The 16915-nt window shown below is 70.4% G+C and carries 13 protein-coding genes; 4 read left to right on the forward strand and 9 right to left on the reverse strand.

The genetic code is table 11. The features are described from left to right. Window positions 1-21 precede the first annotated feature (21 nt). From ABZ855_RS04190 to ABZ855_RS04210, 5 genes are all read right to left on the reverse strand, one after another. Window positions 22-2823 (reverse strand): LamG-like jellyroll fold domain-containing protein, encoded by a 2802-nt coding sequence (locus ABZ855_RS04190; RefSeq protein ID WP_360800569.1) that lies wholly within the window; start codon window positions 2821-2823, stop codon window positions 22-24. 141 nt (window positions 2824-2964) lie between these two features. Continuing rightward, on the reverse strand, window positions 2965-3801 hold the full coding sequence (locus ABZ855_RS04195) for a carbohydrate ABC transporter permease (RefSeq protein WP_360800572.1): 837 nt from the start codon (window positions 3799-3801) through the stop codon (window positions 2965-2967). After that, entirely contained in the window at window positions 3798-4757 is a 960-nt protein-coding gene (locus ABZ855_RS04200; RefSeq protein ID WP_360800575.1) for a sugar ABC transporter permease, read from the reverse strand. Before ABZ855_RS04200 ends, ABZ855_RS04195 begins: the two co-directional genes overlap by 4 nt. A 19-nt stretch (window positions 4758-4776) precedes the next feature. Continuing rightward, window positions 4777-6069 carry an extracellular solute-binding protein gene (locus ABZ855_RS04205; protein ID WP_360800578.1) on the reverse strand — a complete coding sequence of 431 codons (1293 nt, stop codon included), beginning with the start codon at window positions 6067-6069 and terminating at the stop codon, window positions 4777-4779. 813 nt (window positions 6070-6882) lie between these two features. Next, window positions 6883-7848 (reverse strand): family 43 glycosylhydrolase, encoded by a 966-nt coding sequence (locus tag ABZ855_RS04210; protein WP_360800581.1) that lies wholly within the window; start codon window positions 7846-7848, stop codon window positions 6883-6885. Window positions 7849-8233: 385 nt separating this feature from the next. Between ABZ855_RS04210 and ABZ855_RS04215 the strand changes: the two genes are divergently transcribed. From ABZ855_RS04215 to ABZ855_RS04230, 4 genes are all read left to right on the forward strand, one after another. Further along, window positions 8234-9277, forward strand: a complete 1044-nt coding sequence (locus ABZ855_RS04215) for a glycoside hydrolase family 43 protein (RefSeq protein ID WP_360800584.1) — start codon at window positions 8234-8236, stop codon at window positions 9275-9277. Window positions 9278-9286: 9 nt separating this feature from the next. Continuing rightward, the gene (locus ABZ855_RS04220; RefSeq protein WP_360800587.1) at window positions 9287-10339 is read left to right on the forward strand and encodes a LacI family DNA-binding transcriptional regulator; all 1053 of its coding nucleotides are present in this window, start codon (window positions 9287-9289) and stop codon (window positions 10337-10339) included. Window positions 10340-10341: 2 nt separating this feature from the next. Further along, complete coding sequence (locus tag ABZ855_RS04225) at window positions 10342-11382, forward strand: LacI family DNA-binding transcriptional regulator (RefSeq protein WP_360801130.1); 1041 nt, start codon at window positions 10342-10344, stop codon at window positions 11380-11382. 82 nt (window positions 11383-11464) lie between these two features. After that, window positions 11465-11935, forward strand: a complete 471-nt coding sequence (locus ABZ855_RS04230; protein WP_360800590.1) for an SPW repeat protein — start codon at window positions 11465-11467, stop codon at window positions 11933-11935. A gap of 89 nt (window positions 11936-12024) precedes the next feature. Here the strand turns inward: ABZ855_RS04230 and ABZ855_RS04235 are convergent, their stop codons facing one another. The 4 genes from ABZ855_RS04235 to ABZ855_RS04250 are packed head-to-tail and all read right to left on the reverse strand — an operon-like array spanning window position 12025 to window position 16899. Continuing rightward, complete coding sequence (locus ABZ855_RS04235) at window positions 12025-13221, reverse strand: esterase-like activity of phytase family protein (RefSeq protein ID WP_360800594.1); 1197 nt, start codon at window positions 13219-13221, stop codon at window positions 12025-12027. Next, window positions 13218-14183 (reverse strand): ABC transporter permease, encoded by a 966-nt coding sequence (locus tag ABZ855_RS04240; RefSeq protein ID WP_360800597.1) that lies wholly within the window; start codon window positions 14181-14183, stop codon window positions 13218-13220. The genes ABZ855_RS04235 and ABZ855_RS04240 overlap by 4 nt, the downstream gene beginning before the upstream one ends. Beyond that, a complete protein-coding gene (locus ABZ855_RS04245; RefSeq protein ID WP_360800599.1) occupies window positions 14183-15322 on the reverse strand; it encodes an ABC transporter permease in 1140 nt (379 codons plus the stop codon). Before ABZ855_RS04245 ends, ABZ855_RS04240 begins: the two co-directional genes overlap by 1 nt. Then, window positions 15319-16899 carry an ABC transporter ATP-binding protein gene (locus ABZ855_RS04250; protein WP_360800602.1) on the reverse strand — a complete coding sequence of 527 codons (1581 nt, stop codon included), beginning with the start codon at window positions 16897-16899 and terminating at the stop codon, window positions 15319-15321. The genes ABZ855_RS04245 and ABZ855_RS04250 overlap by 4 nt, the downstream gene beginning before the upstream one ends. Window positions 16900-16915: the final 16 nt, after the last annotated feature.

Raw genomic sequence — 16915 nt, forward strand, 5'->3', positions numbered from 1 at the left:
CGTCCTGTTTTCGCCGCCGGGTCAGCCGGTGGCGAGTGTCTGGATCTCAGCGGAGCTGAGCGTCCGGTTGTAGAAGTGGACGTCGTCGATCTGGCCGTTGGTGAAGTCCACCGGCCCCTGGTTGTAGGTACCGGCGCCGATGAGCGTCGCGCCGTTCACGGTCCAGGGGGAGGTGAAGGCCGTGCTGCCCTGGAGCGTGCCGTTGACGTACAGCGAGATCGTCTGGGCGGCGCTGTCGTACATGCCGAGGACGTGGTACCAGGTGCCCGTCGCCGCCGCGGAGCCGGCCGTCACCGTCGTGGCCGCGGAGTTGTTCGCGTCGGAGGCCCGGGTGACGAAGGTGAACTTGCCTCCTGACAGTTGCAGATAGAAGGGGCTGACCTTGCCGCCGACGAGACTGGCGAAGGTCTGGTTGTTGCCGCTGACGGAGTTCAGCTTCACCCAGGCGCCGACCGTGTAGCTCTGCCCGGTGTCGATCACCGAGGAGGGGACGACCGCCATGGTGACGGCGCTGCCGTCGAAGGCGAGCGCGTTGCTGCCGATCTTGCCGCTGCCCGCCCAGGTGGTGTTGCCCTCGGTGTAGCCGTCGTCGGTGTTGCCGAGCAGGTTGGTGACGGTGTGGCCGCTGCCCTCGTCGAGCTGGTAGTAGCCGGCGGCGCCGGTCCCGAGGGCGTACGCCTCGCGGGCGGTGAGGGCCCGGGGGATCATGCGTACGTCGTCGATGGCCGCGTTGGCGAAGTCGGCGTTGGCGCCGTTCCACTTGGCCCGGCCGATCGTGGTGTGGCCGGTGGCCTTCCACGGCGAGGAGAACGCCGTGCTGCCCTGGAGCTGGCCGTTGACGTACAGCGCGATGGTGTGGGCGCTGTTGTCGTACACACCGGTCAGGTGGTACCAGGTGCCGGTGGCCGGGCTGCCGCCGGTGACCTGCTTGTACGTGGCGCCGGTCGAGTCGGAGCTGCGGACGGTGAAGGCGAAGGTGCCGCCCGACAACTGCAGGTAGAAGGGGCTGATGGCCGAGCCGTCGATGCTCGCGTAGGTCTGGTTGCCGGTGAGGCTGTTCGGCTTCACCCACGCGGAGACCGTGTAGCTGCCGCTGGTGTCGAGGGCGGCGGTGGGGACGTCCAGCCAGGAGTTGCTCGCCCCGGTCAGGCTGAGCGCGCCCGTGCCGACCTTGCCGCTCGTCCAGGAGGCGCCGGCCTGCAGCGTGCCGTTGTTGGCGCCGCCGGTCAGATCGGCGGTGGCGGTGCCGGAGCCCTCCTCGAGCGGCCAGTACGCGCCCGCGTGGGCCGTGGGCCCGGAGACGGCCGGGCCGTTGTACGCGCCGATGTTGGGCGCGGCCGTGGCGGAGACCGTGTTGCCGAAGTAGTCCAGGCCGCCGTTGGAGGAGACGACCGCGCCCGCGCCGAGGGCCGGCGAGCCGCTGCGGAGTTTGTATACGGCGGCCGAGGCCCGGCCCGTTCCGCCCGCACCCGGGTTCACGAACAGCGGGTCCGCGGTGATCTTCGCCGAGTCGGCCGGTTCACTGGCGGGATGGTGGCCGTAGAACAGGTTGTGGGTCCACGTCGTTCTGTTGGTGGCGTAGTTGCCGGTGCCCAGCTTGTAGACGATGTTGTTCGAGAAGGCGACCGTGCTGTTCGGGGTACCGCCGGTCACCCAGCCGTTGTCACCCTCGCCCATGTAGATCGTGTTGTTGTACACCTGGGTGGTGGTGTTGCTGTCGACGCCGCCCATGCCGGGGAAGACCGCGTTGGAGGCACCGTCGTTCTGGCTGATGTTGTAGCGGATCACCGAGGACTTGGCGCCGAAGCCGCTGCGGCAGCACCACTCGGTGAAGCCGAACGGGTTGTCGTGGCTCCAGTTGTACTGGATGACCGTGCCGGAGTTGTTGTTGTCGATGTCGAAGGCCTGGCCGTCGACGAAGTTGCGGTACTGGCGGGAGACCTCGTTGTTCTGGAACACCGCGTTGGTGGTCCAGCCGTTCCACAGACCGGCGCCGGAGTAGCGGTAGCCGTTGTCCGTGGCCACGTTGTTCTGGATCACCGGGGAGGCGCAGAACACGCAGACGATGTCGTTGCCGCCCATGTCGGTGAGCGTGTTGCCGTCGATGACGACATTGGTGGTGTTGATGTTGTGGTTCAGGCCCACGAGCGAACCGATGTAGATACCGCCGGCGTCGTCACGGGTCAGCGTGTTGTTGCTGATCTGGACGTCGTCCCAGCCGCTGGTGGTGTTGTTGTCCGTGACGTCGAAGGCGATGCCGGAGGACTGGCTAGGCTGCACGGGGTTCGCGACGTTCGCCCAGTAGCCCTTCACGTCATGGATGTTGTTGTTCAGGATGTGGATCCCGGCGAGGATCCCGGTGGTGTCGTTCTCCAGCTGGACGCCGCTGCGCAGTGCCGCACTGGACGCCGGGTTGGTGATCTCCAGGTTCTGCACCGTCCAGTACTGCTGGTTGTGCAGGTAGATGGTGGCCGCGGCACCTCCTCCGTTGAGGATGGGAGCGGCACCGGAGCCGTAGCTGGAAATCGTGATCTGGTTTCCGGCGGCGCCGGAACCCTGGGGCTGGAGTTCGCCGGTCCAGGAACCGCCTGCCTGGAACAGGATCTGGTTGCCGGCCGTGAACGTCGTCGAGTTGACGTTCGTGAGCGTCTGCCAGGGGGTGGCGGTGCTGCATCCGTCGTTGCTGTCGCTGCCGGACGACGACGAGATGTAATAGGTGGTGCAGGTCGCCGCGTGGGCGGTCGTGCTGGGGATGATCACCAGTCCCAGCGCGGCTGTCGCGCTGCCCAGGGCCGCCAGGAGGCGGCGTGGCCATCTTCGCATTGCGTTCCTCTTCGAACGGAGCGGATGAGTGGGGTGAAGCAGACCGGTGCGCACGCCGTGCCGGGGGAGAAGGGGAGGAGGGCACGCCGAACGCACCGGTCGGTCTGAGGGGCGGCGGTCGAACTGGCGAGGCGGCGGGCCTCAGCCCTTGACGGCGCCGCTGAGCAGGCCGGACACGATGTGCCGCTGGACCGCGATGAAGAACACCACCATGGGGACCAGGGCCATGACACTGAGGGTCAGGAAGGCCGGCCAGTCGACCTGGAACTGTCCGACCGAGGTGTAGACCTCCAGCACGATCGTGCTCTTGGCCGGGTCGCTGAGGTACACGTTGGGGTTGAGGAAGTCGTTCCAGACCCACATGGTCTGGAACACCGCGACGGTGGCCAGGATGGGCCGGATCAGCGGCAGCACGATCCGCCAGAAGATCTGCCAGGGACCGCAGCCGTCCAGCCGGGCGGCCTCGATCACCTCGAACGGCAGGGTGGCCATATAGCCCTGGATGATGAACCAGCAGAAGATCGATCCGGCGCTGTAGACCAGCACGAGGCCGTTGAGGCTGTTGACCAGGCCCAGTTTGACGAAGATCTGGTAGACGGGGATGAGGGTGGACTGGGTGGGCACGACGAACGCGAGCAGCAGGAGCTTGCCGAAGCGCTGGTTGAACCTGGTGGGGCGGATCGTCAGGGCGTAGGCGGCCATGGCGCCGATCAGCACCATGAGGGCCACCGAGACCACCGTGACGTAGAGGGTGTTCGCGAACGCCGCCGCGACGGGGACCTGGTCCAGGACCCGGCGGTAGGTGGAGAAGTCCGGTGAGGTCGGCAGCGCCAGCGGTGAAGCGGTGGTCTGCGCCTGCGTCTTGAAGGTGTTGACGAGGACGTAGTAGAAGGGCAGCGCCATGACCGCCGAGACGGGCAGCATGTAGGCGCTGGTGAGCCAGCCCCGTTCGCGAAGCCGGGAGAGGATCGCCGTCACCGGAACCTCCTTTCCAGCCTGCGGGTCACTGAGAGCTGAAGGGACAGCACGGCGGCGACCGCGATCAGGAAGATCACGCCCAGCGCCGCGCCGAGCCCGTAGTTGCCCTCGGCGATACCGCGTTGTACGAGGATCTGGGTCATGGTGTAGGTGTCGTAGCCGGGGCCGCCGTTGGTGAGGGTGAACGGCAGGTCGTACACCCTGAGGCCGTTGATGAGCAGCAGGAACTGGCTGACCGTCATGGCCGGTGCGAGCAGCGGCAGGGTGATGCGGAAGAACTGCTGCCGCGGCGTGGCGCCGTCGATGGTGGCGGCCTCGTAGTAGTCCCGGGGGACGGACTGCAGGTAGGCGAGGTAGAGGACGGCGTGCCAGCCGGCCTGTGCCCAGACCCCCACCCCGATCACCGAGACCTTGGCCAGGGTGTTGTCCGACAGCCACGGCACCGGGCCGACTCCGAAGAGACCGCCCACCACGGAGTTGATCACCCCGGAGGACAGCGGCGACAGGACGAACGTCCACACCAGGCCGAGGATCGCCATGCTGGGCACCGCGGGGAAGAAGAACGCCGCGCGGACCAGACTCCGGCCGGGGAAGCGGCGGTTGAGGATCACCGCGAGCGGGATGGCGACGACGGTCACGATCAGCGTGGTCGCCACCGCGTACAGCAGGGTGAAGCCGAGGCCGGTCAGCACCGAGGGGTCGGTGAAGATCTGCCGGTAGTTCCGCAGCCCGACCAGATGCCGGGTCGGGGAGGAGCCGCTGTAGTCGGTGAAGCTGTAGTACACCGACTCGGCGAGCGGCACCAGGAACAGCACCACCAGCACGATCGCGATCGGCAGCAGGAACGCCTGCGTGGTCAGCTGCTCGCGCAGCCGGCGCCGGCCGGGGCGGGCGCCGCCGGGCGCGGGGCCGGCGGCGCGTGCCCTGGTGGGGAGTTCGGAGGTCTGTATGGCCATGAGAGCTGTCGCTTCCCGCTTACTTCGCGTCGAGCTGCTTGAGCTTCTTGTCCAGTGCGGCGGGGATGTCCTTGGGCTTGACCGACCCCTGGACCATCTGCTGCATCTGGGTGTTGAACTCCTGGATGAGCTCGTTGGAGTGGCGCGGCCAGGCGACGACGGGGAGGTAGATCTTGCCGGAGCGGGCACCCAGGGCCTGGTTGGTCACGCTCTCCGCGAAGGACGGCGTGTAGTCGCTGGTGGTGGTGATCGACCCACTCGACTTGCCGTACGCCTTCACCGCGTCGGGGCTCGCCAGGAACTCGAGGAACTTCAGGGCGGCCTCGGGGTTCTTGGCCTTGGCGTTGATCGCGTAGCCCGGGCTGGCGGCACCGGTCCAGTAGCTGGTGCCCTGGGTCATGCCGGGGATGGCCTCGGTCTGGAAGGACAGGTTCGGGGCGCTCTTCTGGACCGCGGGGACGTTCCAGGTGCCGGCGCCGAACATGGCGACCCGGCCGTTGGCGAACTCGCTGACCACCTGGTCGCTGGTCAGACCCAGGATCGCCTTGGGCGTGAGCTGGTCCGTGTACAGCTTGCAGTAGGCGACCAGCGGTTCGGTCCACGTGTCGGCGAAGGTGGTCTTGCCCGCGAAGATGTCCGCGTCCGGGAACGAGCCCTGGCTGTCGAAGTAGCCGCCGAGCAGGCCCCACAGCGCCATGAAGTTGCCGTCGTGGGCGGCGTCGTAGTAGGGGGTGATCCCCTTGTCCTTGAGCTTGCGGCACAGCTGCAGGAACCCGTCCCAGCTGTCCGGCAGCTTGTCCGCGCCGACCTTGGCGAGCAGCTCCTTGTTGTACATGATCCCGCCGGCCCAGGAGGAGATCGACAGTCCGTACACCTTGCCGTCGACCGTCATGAAGTCCTTGTTGGCGGAGTTCATGGGGTCCAGGAACTTCTGGCCGGTCAGGTCCTTCACGAAGCCGCCACTGACGAGCTGCTTGTCCTCGGCGGTGAGGATGAAGACGTCGGCGCCGGTGTGCGCCTGGAGGCGGGTCTGCAGGGTGGAGACGTACTGCGGGACCGGCGGGGCGTAGGAGAAGGAGACGCCGGTGCCGGTCTTCTTGGTGAACAGGTCCAGGACCGGCTTCATGACGGTCTGCGTGTCCCAGGAGAAGAAGGACACGGCGCCCTTGCCGCCACCGCTCGCCGCGGTGCTGGTGGAGCAGGCGGAGGCACCCAGGGCGGTGCCACCGAGGATGGCAGCCATGAGGCTGCCCTGAACGAAGCGTCGTCTGCTGAGCTCGGGGGTGCGGTTGCTGGTGCTGTCGACGGACATGGTGATTCCTCTCGGGGTGAGCGTGGGGGCGGGGCGGATGTGTCGCGGGCGGTGCGGGGGGAGTTCGGGGGGCCGGAGGCGGGGGCTCGGCCGGGGTGGAGGTGGTGGGCGGGGCGGCGCGGCGGGGTCGAGCGGGGCGGTGGGGCGGGGCGAGCTGTGTGGGTTGGTCCGGCAGGGCCGGGCGGGGTGGCGGAGTTGTGCGGGTGGGGCCGGGTGGTCCGGTGCGGCCGAGCTGTGCGGGTTGGCCCGGCGAGGCCGGGCGGGGCGGCGGGGCGAGCTGTGTGGGTTGGTCCGGCGGGGGCGAGCGGGGCGAACGGGCCAGGTGAGGCCAGGGAGACGAGGGAAGTCGAGGCAGGGGGCCGAGGTAAGGCCCGCGAAGCCAGGTAAGGCGGGGTAAGGCCCGGCGAAGCCAGGCGAGGGGAGTCGAGGCGAAGCCCGGTAAGGCGGGGTATGGCCCGGCGGATCCAGGCGAGGGGTTGAGGCGAAGCCCGGCGAGGGGAGTTGAGGTGGGGTCGGGTGGGGCGCGGTAACGCCCGGCGAGGGGAACTGAGGCGAAGCCCGGTAAGGCGGAAAGAAGTCCGGCGAAGTCAGGCGAGGGGAGCTGGGGCGAGGCCAGGTGGGGCGCGGTAACGCCCGGTCAGGCGAGGCCAGGTGAGGCCCGGGGAAGGGGGGTTGCGCGAAGCCAGGTGAGGCGAGGTGAGCGCCCTGCGAGGCCAGGTGAGGCCACATGGCGCCGGGGGAGGTGTCGGGGTGGGTCCAACGGGCCGCAGTCGACGCGTCTGTGGGGCGGGGGCTTGACGCCGGCGGGGAGTGTCAGGGGCCGGAGACGCAGGGATCAGCGGCGAGGGCCGGGTGTCCGGGGCGGGGCAGGGTGTCGAGCGGGACCGTGTCGCGGTCGAGCAGCAGTCGGTCGCCGTCGGCTGTGAGTCGGGCGAGTTGCACCACGGAGCGGCGCTGTGCCGGTCCTTCGCCGTCCCGGTCGGGGTGGGTGAAGTAGAAGATCCAGGCCGCGTCGGGTCCCGCGACGACATCGGCGTGGTGGCCGATGCCCCGGTCGTCCGGGCGGGTGCCGGATCCGTCGAGGATGCGGCCCGCCGGCGTCCACTCGTCGAGGTCGTCGGAGCGGAACACGTCCTGGCCGTCCCAGCAGTCGACGACCATCCAGTACCGGCCGTCCAGCTCGAAGACGTTGGGTCCCTCGTGTGCCCGGTGCTCCAGCACAGGCCCCCGTACCCGCCAGTCGTACAGGTCGGCCGAGTCGGCGGCCCACGTGTGCGAACCATGGGCCTCGTCCTTGTACCACATGCGCCAGCCCGAGCCGCCGGGCAGCGGGTGGACGCAGGCGTCGATCACCTGGCGTGAACTGAGGGCCACCGGCCCCGCCTGCACCCAGTGCCACAGGTCGACGCTGGTGTAGTGCAGGATCCGCCGGTCGTGTCCCTCCCAGCGGTCCGGCACACCGCGGATGTAGCTGACGTACATGTGGAACACCCCGTCGGGCGCCCGCACGATCTCCGGGGCCCAGAACGTGTTGGTGCCGGGCTCGAACGGGAGGCTGTCCAGCACCCCGCGGTAGAGCCAGTCGCGACCGTCCACGCTGGTCGCGACGCCGATCGCGGTGCCGTGCACCCAGGCGACGCCGGGCGCGGCCACGTCGGAGCGGCGCTGTGTGTAGAACATCCACCACTGCCGGCCGTCGTACTGCACGACGGGATCGGTCGGGCCCGCGTGGACAGGGTCCTCGTACAGGGGCGCCGGGGCGGGGACAAGGGAGGCCATGACGACCTTCTTCTGCCGGCGAGTGCCGGCTTTGTCGGGAGGAATAGGTCGAGCGAACCGTATGAACCGGATGAACCGGGTGTTACGGCTGGGTGAAGCGGGATCAGGATGTCCGTCAGGTACATCGTCGTCAACCCTCCTTTGCCGTCCCTTTTACAGACCGACATCGAAGGGCATCCCCGTGCGTCCCCAGCGAGTTCACGACACTCGCAGGTCACAGCCGTCTTCTTCGTCGATTCCTCCAGTCCTTGGGCGTGTCGCCTATGAGGCCACTGTGTGACACCGGGGTTCCCGCCCTTTGACAACGATGAATCTGCGGTGCGAAGCTCACCTCACCTCACCTCCCCTCCCCCCAACCCCCTCGCAGACGATGGAGACAGCCCCCGTGCCTCAGAGCCCCCACCTCGACCACCAAGCCACAGGTACGGCACAGCCGTCCCTCGGTGCGGGGCCCGAACGGCCCGCCGGCTACCTCTTCGCCCACTTCACCGGCGAACACCTGCCCGACGGCGAGCGGATCCGGTTCGCCCTCAGCGACGGCCCCCGGATGAACCGCTGGACGCGGCTCACCGGCATCCCCCCGCTCGCCCCCGAGGGCGGAGGTGCGCGGGACCCGTTCCTGGTGCGGGCCGCGGACGGCAGCGGGTTCCATCTGCTCGCCACCGATCTACGGATCCACGGCAGCGAGGGCTGGGAACACGCGGTCGCGCACGGCAGCCGCGACCTGCTGGTGTGGCACTCGGCCGACCTGCGCGAGTGGGACGGGCCGCACCGGGTCGAGGCCATGCCCGAGCAGGCCGGGTGCGTCTGGGCCCCGGAAGCCGTCTACGACCCGGAACGGGAGGAGTACCTGGTGTTCTGGGCGTCCACCGTCTACCCGGACGACGACCCGGGGCACGAGAGCCCCTCGTACCAGCGCATGTACTACGCGACCACCAAGGACTTCCGCACCTTCGGCGAGCCCAGGGTGTGGGTGGACAACGGGTTCCCCGTCATCGACTCCACCGTGGTGGAGCACGAAGGATGGTTCTACCGCTTCACCAAGGACGAGCGTCTGCCCGGCACACCGGACGCCCCCGACGCCAAGTTCGTCTTCGTCGAGCGCTCCCGGGACCTGCACGCCACGGACTACGAGCCCGTCGCGCGGGGCGTGGGCCGTGGCACCGACGAACTGCCGGGACTGGAGTACGCCGAGGGGCCGATCGTGCTGCCGGCACCCGACGGCCGGGGCTGGCTGCTCCTGCTGGACGAGTTCCTCGGGCGCGGCTACGTGCCCTTCAGGGCCGACCGTCTGGACAGCCCCGAGTGGCTCCCGGCGGCCGACCCGGAATTCTGCGTACTGCCCCCGGGACTTCGCCACGGCTCGGTGCTGGCGCTCACCGAGGCCGAGTGCGCGGGGCTGCGCGGTCCCGCCCCGGCCGAAGCCTAAGGTTCGGTCATGTCCACGATGCATGACGTGGCCCAGCGGGCCGGGGTGTCACTGAAGACGGTCTCCCGTGTGGTCAACGGCGAGCCCAACGTCAGCGAACAGACCCGGCGGAAAGTCGACGCCGCCATAGCCGAGCTGGACTTCCGGCCCAACTCGGTCGCCCGCAATCTGCGCACCGGCCGGATCGACCTCGTCGGACTCGCCCTGCCCCATCTGTCCCAGCCCTACTTCTCCTCGCTCGCCGAGGAGATCATGCGCGAGGCGGAACGCCATGGGCTCACCGTGCTGATCGAACTCACCGAGGGAGACGCCGAGGCCGAACTCGCACTGGTCCGCGAGCACGGTCCGCACCTGGGCGGGCTGCTGATGTACCCGGTGGGACTGTCGGACGCCCAGGCCCTGACCGTGGCGCGGACCGTGCCGACGGTGTTCGTCTCCGAGCGTGCCTACGAGGCGCCCGTCGACCGGGTCGCCATGGCCAACCGGGAGGGCATCCGGGCCCTCGTCGGGCACATGGTGTCGCTGGGCTACACCCGGATCGCGGCCCTCGGCGCCGACCACACCGGCAGGCCCGAGCGGGCCGCCGCCCAGCTGCGCCTGGAGGGCTACCGGGACGGACTGCGCGACGCCGGCCTGCCCTACCTCCCCGACCTGGTCCTCGAAGTGGGCACCCCCCACTGGAACCGCCAGGAGGGAGCCGCCGGCATGCGCCGGCTGATCGAGGCGGACGTTCCCTTCGATGCCGTGGTCGCCTTCGCGGACGCGCTCGCGCTAGGTGCTCTGCACACCCTGCAGGACGCGGGGGTGAGGGTCCCGGCCGAGGTGGCCGTCGCCGGGTTCGACGACACGGACGACGCCCGGTACGCCCACCCGTCGCTCACCTCCATCGACCCCGGCCGGGCCCAGATCGCCCGGGAGGCCCTGGCACTGCTGAACGACCGTATGAACGACCGGGCGAACGGTACGGTCGAGCGGGATTCCGGCCGACTGGTCGTCGCCGACCACCAGTTGAGCGTCCGTGATTCGACTCTGGGAGGGATGGCCGCATGGGGCGGAGCGTGACCATGCGTACCGTGGCCGAGAAGGCGGGTGTGTCGACGAAGACGGTCTCCAACGTCATCAACGGCACCGGCTCCTTCAGCCCGGAGACGGAACACCGCGTCCGTGCGGCCGTCGAGGAACTCGGCTACCAGATAAACCCCTTCGCCCGCGGCCTGCGCTCACAGCGCACCGGCACCATCGCGCTGGTCCTCCCTAACGTCTACCAGCCGTTCAACGCGGAGCTGGCCGAACAGGTCATCCGGGCGCCGGAGACCCAGGGACTGAAAGTGGTCGTCGAGACCACCCGCGGGGACGCCGACCGGGAACGAGCCGTCCTGTCCACGTCGCACAAGGAACTCGTGGACGGGGTCATCTACGTACCGCAGGCCCTCACCCCCGCGGAGTACCTGCCCCTGCCCCTCACCCAGCCCACCGTCGTCCTCGGCGAGCGCCCCGCCCAGGCGGCCGGGATGCCTTTGGACTACGTCGAGATCGCCGACGAGCAGGGCGCGCACGCGGCCGTCGGTCATCTGCTCGCGCAGGGCCGGCGCCGTATCGCAGCCCTGTGCGAACAGGAGGCGCCGCGCGCCGGCGGCCGACGTCTGCACGGCTACCGCAGGGCGCTCGAGGACGCCGGGGTCGCCTATGACGACTCGCTGGTGATCGGCGTGGACAACGCCGACCTGTGGTCCTCCGGCGCGGGCGCGGTGGCCCGGCTGCTGCGCACCCGCGTCCGCTTCGACGCCCTGTTCTGCTACAACGACGTGGTCGCCATCGGCGCGCTGTCCGTGCTGGCCCGCAGCGGGATCTCCGTCCCGGACGACGTGGCTCTGGCGGGCTTCGACGACATCGAGGCGGCCCGCTTCGCCTCACCGCCCCTGACCACCGTCGACCCGCAGCGCGCTTCGATCGCCCGCAGAGCGGTGTCGCTCCTGCGCTCCCGCATGGATTTGGAGGACTTCCGGGACCTCCCCGGCCGCCGCGACAGCGCGGGGTTCGTCCTGCGGGTGCGCCGGTCGTCGTCCTCGGCCTCCTCGGACCCCTCCGGGACCGGCTCCGGCTGAGCGCGGGAGGGTTGCCGATCAGGGGGTACTCAGATGGACGAACGGGACTTATCGCCCACTCGTTCCCATCTGGAGGACGATCATGACCGACCAAACTCATACGAGCATGGAGTCGCACCCGGACATCATGGAGATGCGGGAGCGCCATGCCCGTGCCGAGCGCGCCGTGACGACCCAGCAGGGCCAGGCCGTCGAGGCGATGGCCCTCATCACCGGGCTGTATCTGGCCGCGTCACCCTGGATCGCGGGTTTCGACGGCTTCAACACCCTCGCCATGAACAACCTGATCACGGGCATCGCCTTCGCGGTGCTGCTGGGCGGCTTCGGCCACGCCTATGGGCGCACCCACGCCAGGGCATGGGCCTGCGCGATGCTCGGCCTGTGGACCATCGTCGCGCCGTGGGTCGTGGCCGGGAACGTCGACACCACCCGCACCGTGGTCAACAACATCATCGTCGGCATCGTCGCCCTGCTGCTCGCGCTCGCGACCAGCGCCGCGGCGGGGGCGGCCGACAAGGGCAGCCGGGGCCGCTCGACCCGGATGCCCCGCTGACGGCGGCCGGGCCGACCGGACCGCAGGCGGGACGGCGACCGCGGTCATGCGGTCGCCGTCCCGGTCCCACGCGCGCGGAGGCCGACGGCTCAGACGCCGTGGGCCGCGAAGGCGATGAACTGAGTCACCTCACGTGCGGCGAAGTTGTCGTCGGACACCAGAACGACGGCGCGGCGGCCGTCCGGGAGACGCGGGCCGAGGGTGATGCCCTCGACGTTGTCGACCCGGGACAGGCCGGGTACGTCCGACAGGTCGCTCAGCAGCGTCTTGCGCACCGGTTGGACGGGTCGTGCGGACCCGTCAGTGAGCGAGTCGCGGCCGAGGACGTCCGTCGCGCCGTGCAGGTCGACCAGATAGATCCGCGCCTTCCAGTTGTTGTCGGCGAAGATCGAGGCGCGCTCCAGGACCAGGAAGCGGTCGTGGCCGAGGGCCACGAGGTCGCTGACCCCGTTGGTGTCGGTGCTGCCCGCCGGGGTCGCGGCGAACAGCGGCTCCAGCGGATAGGCGTACTGGGCCAGCGGCTGCCCCGTGCGGGCGTCGTGGACGGTGATACGGGTGAGCGCGCCGTGCTCGGGGGTGGGGTCGTCGCCGTCCTGGTAGAGGGGGTCCTCCATGGCGGTCACGATCCGCCGGCCGTCCGGGGTGAAGGTGACTCCTTCCAGGGTCTGGTTCCTTCGGGGGCCGAACTCCTGGGAGTTCATGTGCAGTTGCGGGGGGAGTGGAAGCTGTCCGGCGTAGGCGCCGGTCGTGGTGGCGCGGCGGATCCAGGGGTCGCCGAGCAGGGCCGGGCCGTCCGACGGGACGATGCGCTCGCCCTCGCTCGTCCAGACCAGGCCGCCGTCACGCGGGTCTACGGCGATGCCCTCCGGGTCGGGTGCGACGGTGGCGGTGGCGGTGGCGGTGGCGGTGGCGGTGGCGGTCGAGGTGGGCGGGAAGGTGGTGCCGTCCGGGCGGAGCCAGGGGTGGGTGCCGGTGAGCTCGACGCCCTTGAGGGTGCCGCCGGTGAGGTCGACGCGGGCGGTGTAGAAGCGGGCGGGGCCGGTCTGTGACCGGTCGTCGCTGATCACGTAGTACGTGCCGGACTTCGCGTCGTAGCCGATGGCGGAAAGCCCGCCGACGGTGGTGCCCTGGAAGGCCATGGCGTTCGGCAGCTCCCGCTCACCCAGGAAGTCCAGCCGTACGCCGCTGTCGTGGGCGGCGGCGGCCGGGGCGCCGGAGAGGGCCGGAAGTGCGGCCAGGGCGACTGCGGTGGCGATGATCCGGGCACGGGTGGCACGGATGCTCATGGGGTCTCCGTAAGGTGCGGGGTGGGCAGGCCGGGCGGGGACGCGGGCGCGGTACGGGACGCGCGACGGCGTCGCCAGGCGAAGAAGGCGAGCGCGAGCAGGGTGATGGCGTACGGGATCGCGGAGACCAGCTGCGACGGGATGTCCAGGTTGCCGAGCTGCACGGCGAGGGCCTCGGCGGTGCCGAAACCGAGGGCGGCGAGGAAGACACCCCAGGGACGCAGAGCACCCAGGAACACGGCGGCCAGGGCGATGTAGCCGCGGCCCGCGGTCATACCGGTGACGAAGAACGACACCGCGCCCATGCTCAGGAACACCCCGGCCGCCCCGGCCAGCGCACCGCTGAGCGCGAGGGCGCGGAACTGGACCCGGTGCACATGGATGCCCACCGAGCGGGCCGCCTCGGGATGCTCACCGACCGCACGCAGATGGAAGCCGAACCGGGCCCGGTACAGCAGCCAGGCCACCGCCGGGGCGGCGGCGAGCGCGGCCCAGGTCAGCACGTTCTGCCCGCTGAGCACCGCGCCCAGGCCGGGAACGTCCTCGATCAGCGGCAGCCGGACCGAGGGCAGCGCCCCGCTGTGCAGCCTGCTGGTCCCGCCCTTGTCACCGAGGAGCGCGTACACGGTGTACGCCGTCGCGCCCGCCGCCAGGAGGTTGAGGCCGATGCCCGCGATGATGGGATCCGCGCCGAGGTACAGGTGCAGTACGCCGAGCAGCAGCGCGAGGAGCGCGCCCCCGGCGATCCCGCAGGCGGCCCCCGCCCATACCGAGCCGCTGTACCCGGCGACCAGCGCACCCGTGCAGGCGGCGGTCAGCATCGAGCCCTCCAGCGCGATGTTGGGCACGCCGGCCCGCTCGGCCAGCAGACCCCCGAGGGCGGCGAGGACGTACGGCGTGGACACCCCGAGGATCGCCGCGAGGAATCCGGTGCTGAGCACGACGTCGAGGACGGGGCCCATCAGCGGGCCTCCCTTCGGGCGAGGTACCGCTTGACGAGTTCGGGCAGCGCCCGGGCGGTCACGAGCAGCACGATGACCGCCTGGATGATGGTCACGGCCTCGGAGCCGACGTCGGTCTGCTGCTCCATCACATCGCCGCCGACCCGCAGATACGCGTAGAGGAGCGCGGCGGCGACCACACCGACCGGGTTGTTGCGGCCCAGCAGGGCGACGACGATGCCCTCGAAGGCCAGACCGCCGGCCATGTCGGGCTGGAGCCCGCCGTAGACGCCGAGCGCGAGATGCGCCCCGGCGAGACCGGCGAGCGCGCCGCCGATGACGAAGCTCCACTCGATGGTGCGCGGCACGTCGAGGCCGCCGTAGCGGGCGAAGTCCGGGTTGGAGCCGGTGATCCGGATGCGGTAGCCGAGCGGGGTCCTGGCGAGCAGGAACCAGACGGCGGCGGCCACCGCGAGCATCCCGAACAGGCCGATGTTCGCCTGGTCCAGCGGGACGCCGAAGAAGTCGGAGAGGAGAGGCAGGGCTGAGTCCGGCCGTACCGGGGCGGACTGCACGGCGCTGCTGTCGGGCGCCTTGATGTGGTCGGTGAGGAGGTAGTCGAAGACGCGTACGACGACGGCGTTCAGCATCAGGGTCGCCACGATCTCGTTGGCACCCAGGCGGGCCTTCATCACCCCCGGGACCGCGCCCAGCGCGCCCCCGGCGAGGGCGGCGACAGCGAGCGGCACCACGATGGCGGCGACCGGCGGCAGATGCAGATGGATCGCCACCAGGGCGCTCGCCAGCGCGCCGACGTACACCTGGCTCTCCGCGCCGAGGCTGATCTGCCGGGCCCGGAAGGGGATCGACACGGACAGGCCGAGCAGCGCCAGGGTGGTGGCGTCGGCGAGCCAGCGGCCGATCCGGGGGGTGCGCTCCAGCGGGCCGGTGAGCAGGGCGTTCAGCGCGCCGGTGGCGTCCTTGCCGGTGGCGAGGACCACCAGGAAGGCGATGAGGACGGCGACGGCGACGGTCAGCACGGTCATCGTCAGCTCGACGACGGCCGTACGGCGGCGGGTGGCCAGAAAGTCCCGGCGTCCCTGCGCCTCGGGCCGCCCCTGCCGTTCCGCGTCCGCTCCGGGTTTCAGGATCGAGGTCATCGGACACCTGCCGTGATCCGCTCGTCGGAATGCCGCTCCACGCCGAGCATGTACAGGCCGGTGGCCTCCTCGGTGAGCCCGGCCGGGTCGTCGAAGCGGGCGACGAGTCGGCCGTCCTTGATGACCAGCAACCGGTCGGACAGCGCGAGCAGTTCACCGAGGTCGGCGGAGACAAGGAGCACCGCCGCGCCCGCGTCCCGGGCCTCGACGAGCCGCTCGTACATGAACTGCATGGCGCCGATGTCGACACCCCGGGTCAGCTGGGCGGCGAGCAACAGGCGTGGCCGGGCGGACAGTTCGCGGGCGACGACGACCTTCTGCAGGTTGCCGCCGGACAGTGAACCGGCCGTCGCGTCGGGATGCGGGGCGCGGATCGCGTACCGGCCGATCAGGTCCTCGGCCAGTTCACGGATGCGGCGGGTGCGCAGGATGCCTCGGCGGGCGACGGGGGGCCGGTTGTGGCGGTCGACGATCAGGTTGTCGGCGATGGAGCGGTCGAGGGCGGCCCCGTTGGACAGCCGGTCCTCGGGTACGTGGGCGACACCGGCCCGGCGGTGGCCCGCCGCGTCGAGGTGGGTGACGTCGGTGCCGTCCACGGTGACCGTTCCGGCGGTGGGGCGGCGCAGTCCGGCGAGGAGTTCGACGAGTTCGGTCTGGCCGTTGCCCTCGACGCCCGCGAGGCCGACGATTTCACCGGCCGCGATGTCGAGGGACACGTCGTGCACCGAGGGGCCGGAGAGTTCCCGTACCCGCAGCACTCCCGCTCCGGGGCGGGCCGGGGGCTTGGTCACGTCGAGGGTCATCTCCCGGCCGACCATCATGGACGCGAGCTGCGCCGGGGTCGCCTCCTCGGTGCGTACGGTCGCGATCATCGAACCGGCGCGCATGACGGTGACGCGGTCGCTGATCTCCCGTACCTCCTTGAGCTTGTGCGAGATGAACAGCACGGTCATGCCCCCGTCGCGCAGCCTGCGGACCGCGCTGAACAGATCGGTGGTCTCCTGAGGGGTGAGCACGGCGGTGGGCTCGTCGAGGATCAGGATGCGGGCGCCCCGGTGCAGGGCCTTGAGGATCTCGGCGCGCTGGCGCATCCCCACCGACACCGCGTCGACCCTGGCCTCCGGGTCGACGGCGAGCCCCGCCTCCTCGGCCAGCGCGGCGGTACGTTCGGCGGCGGCCACGCGGTCGACGCGGCCCGCCCGGCCCGGCTCGACACCGAGGACGACGTTCTCGGCGATGGTGAACGACGGCACCAGCATGAGGTTCTGGTGGACCATTCCGACCCCGAGGGCGATGGCGTCCTGCGGCCGGGAGAACCTGACCGGCCTGCCGTGCACGCTGAGTCGGCCGGCCGACGGCTGTTCGAGCCCGTACAGCAGCTTCATCAGGGTGGACTTGCCGGCGCCGTTCTGCCCGACGATCGCCCTGATCTCGCCGACGGGCACCGACAGGTCGACGTCGATCACGGCGCGGGTGCCGTTGGGGTAGGTCTTGCCCAGGCCCGTGGCCGCAAGGGCGGGAGGGGCCTTCTCCGCGGCGCCGTGCCCGGTCGCGCCGTTTTCCTCGATGGGTTCCACCAGTGTTCCTCGGAGG

The organism is Streptomyces sp. NPDC047042, from assembly GCF_040644035.1.
Lineage (GTDB): Bacteria > Actinomycetota > Actinomycetes > Streptomycetales > Streptomycetaceae > Streptomyces.

Coding starts and splice junctions, on each gene's coding strand:
- ABZ855_RS04205 (WP_360800578.1), bottom strand. CDS start 6,069: ATGTCCGTCGACAGCACCAGCAACCGCACCCCCGAGCTCAGCAGACGA.
- ABZ855_RS04240 (WP_360800597.1), bottom strand. CDS start 14,183: ATGGGCCCCGTCCTCGACGTCGTGCTCAGCACCGGATTCCTCGCGGCG.
- ABZ855_RS04225 (WP_360801130.1), top strand. CDS start 10,342: ATGCGTACCGTGGCCGAGAAGGCGGGTGTGTCGACGAAGACGGTCTCC.
- ABZ855_RS04190 (WP_360800569.1), bottom strand. CDS start 2,823: ATGCGAAGATGGCCACGCCGCCTCCTGGCGGCCCTGGGCAGCGCGACA.
- ABZ855_RS04210 (WP_360800581.1), bottom strand. CDS start 7,848: ATGGCCTCCCTTGTCCCCGCCCCGGCGCCCCTGTACGAGGACCCTGTC.
- ABZ855_RS04220 (WP_360800587.1), top strand. CDS start 9,287: ATGTCCACGATGCATGACGTGGCCCAGCGGGCCGGGGTGTCACTGAAG.
- ABZ855_RS04230 (WP_360800590.1), top strand. CDS start 11,465: ATGACCGACCAAACTCATACGAGCATGGAGTCGCACCCGGACATCATG.
- ABZ855_RS04200 (WP_360800575.1), bottom strand. CDS start 4,757: ATGGCCATACAGACCTCCGAACTCCCCACCAGGGCACGCGCCGCCGGC.
- ABZ855_RS04235 (WP_360800594.1), bottom strand. CDS start 13,221: ATGAGCATCCGTGCCACCCGTGCCCGGATCATCGCCACCGCAGTCGCC.
- ABZ855_RS04245 (WP_360800599.1), bottom strand. CDS start 15,322: ATGACCTCGATCCTGAAACCCGGAGCGGACGCGGAACGGCAGGGGCGG.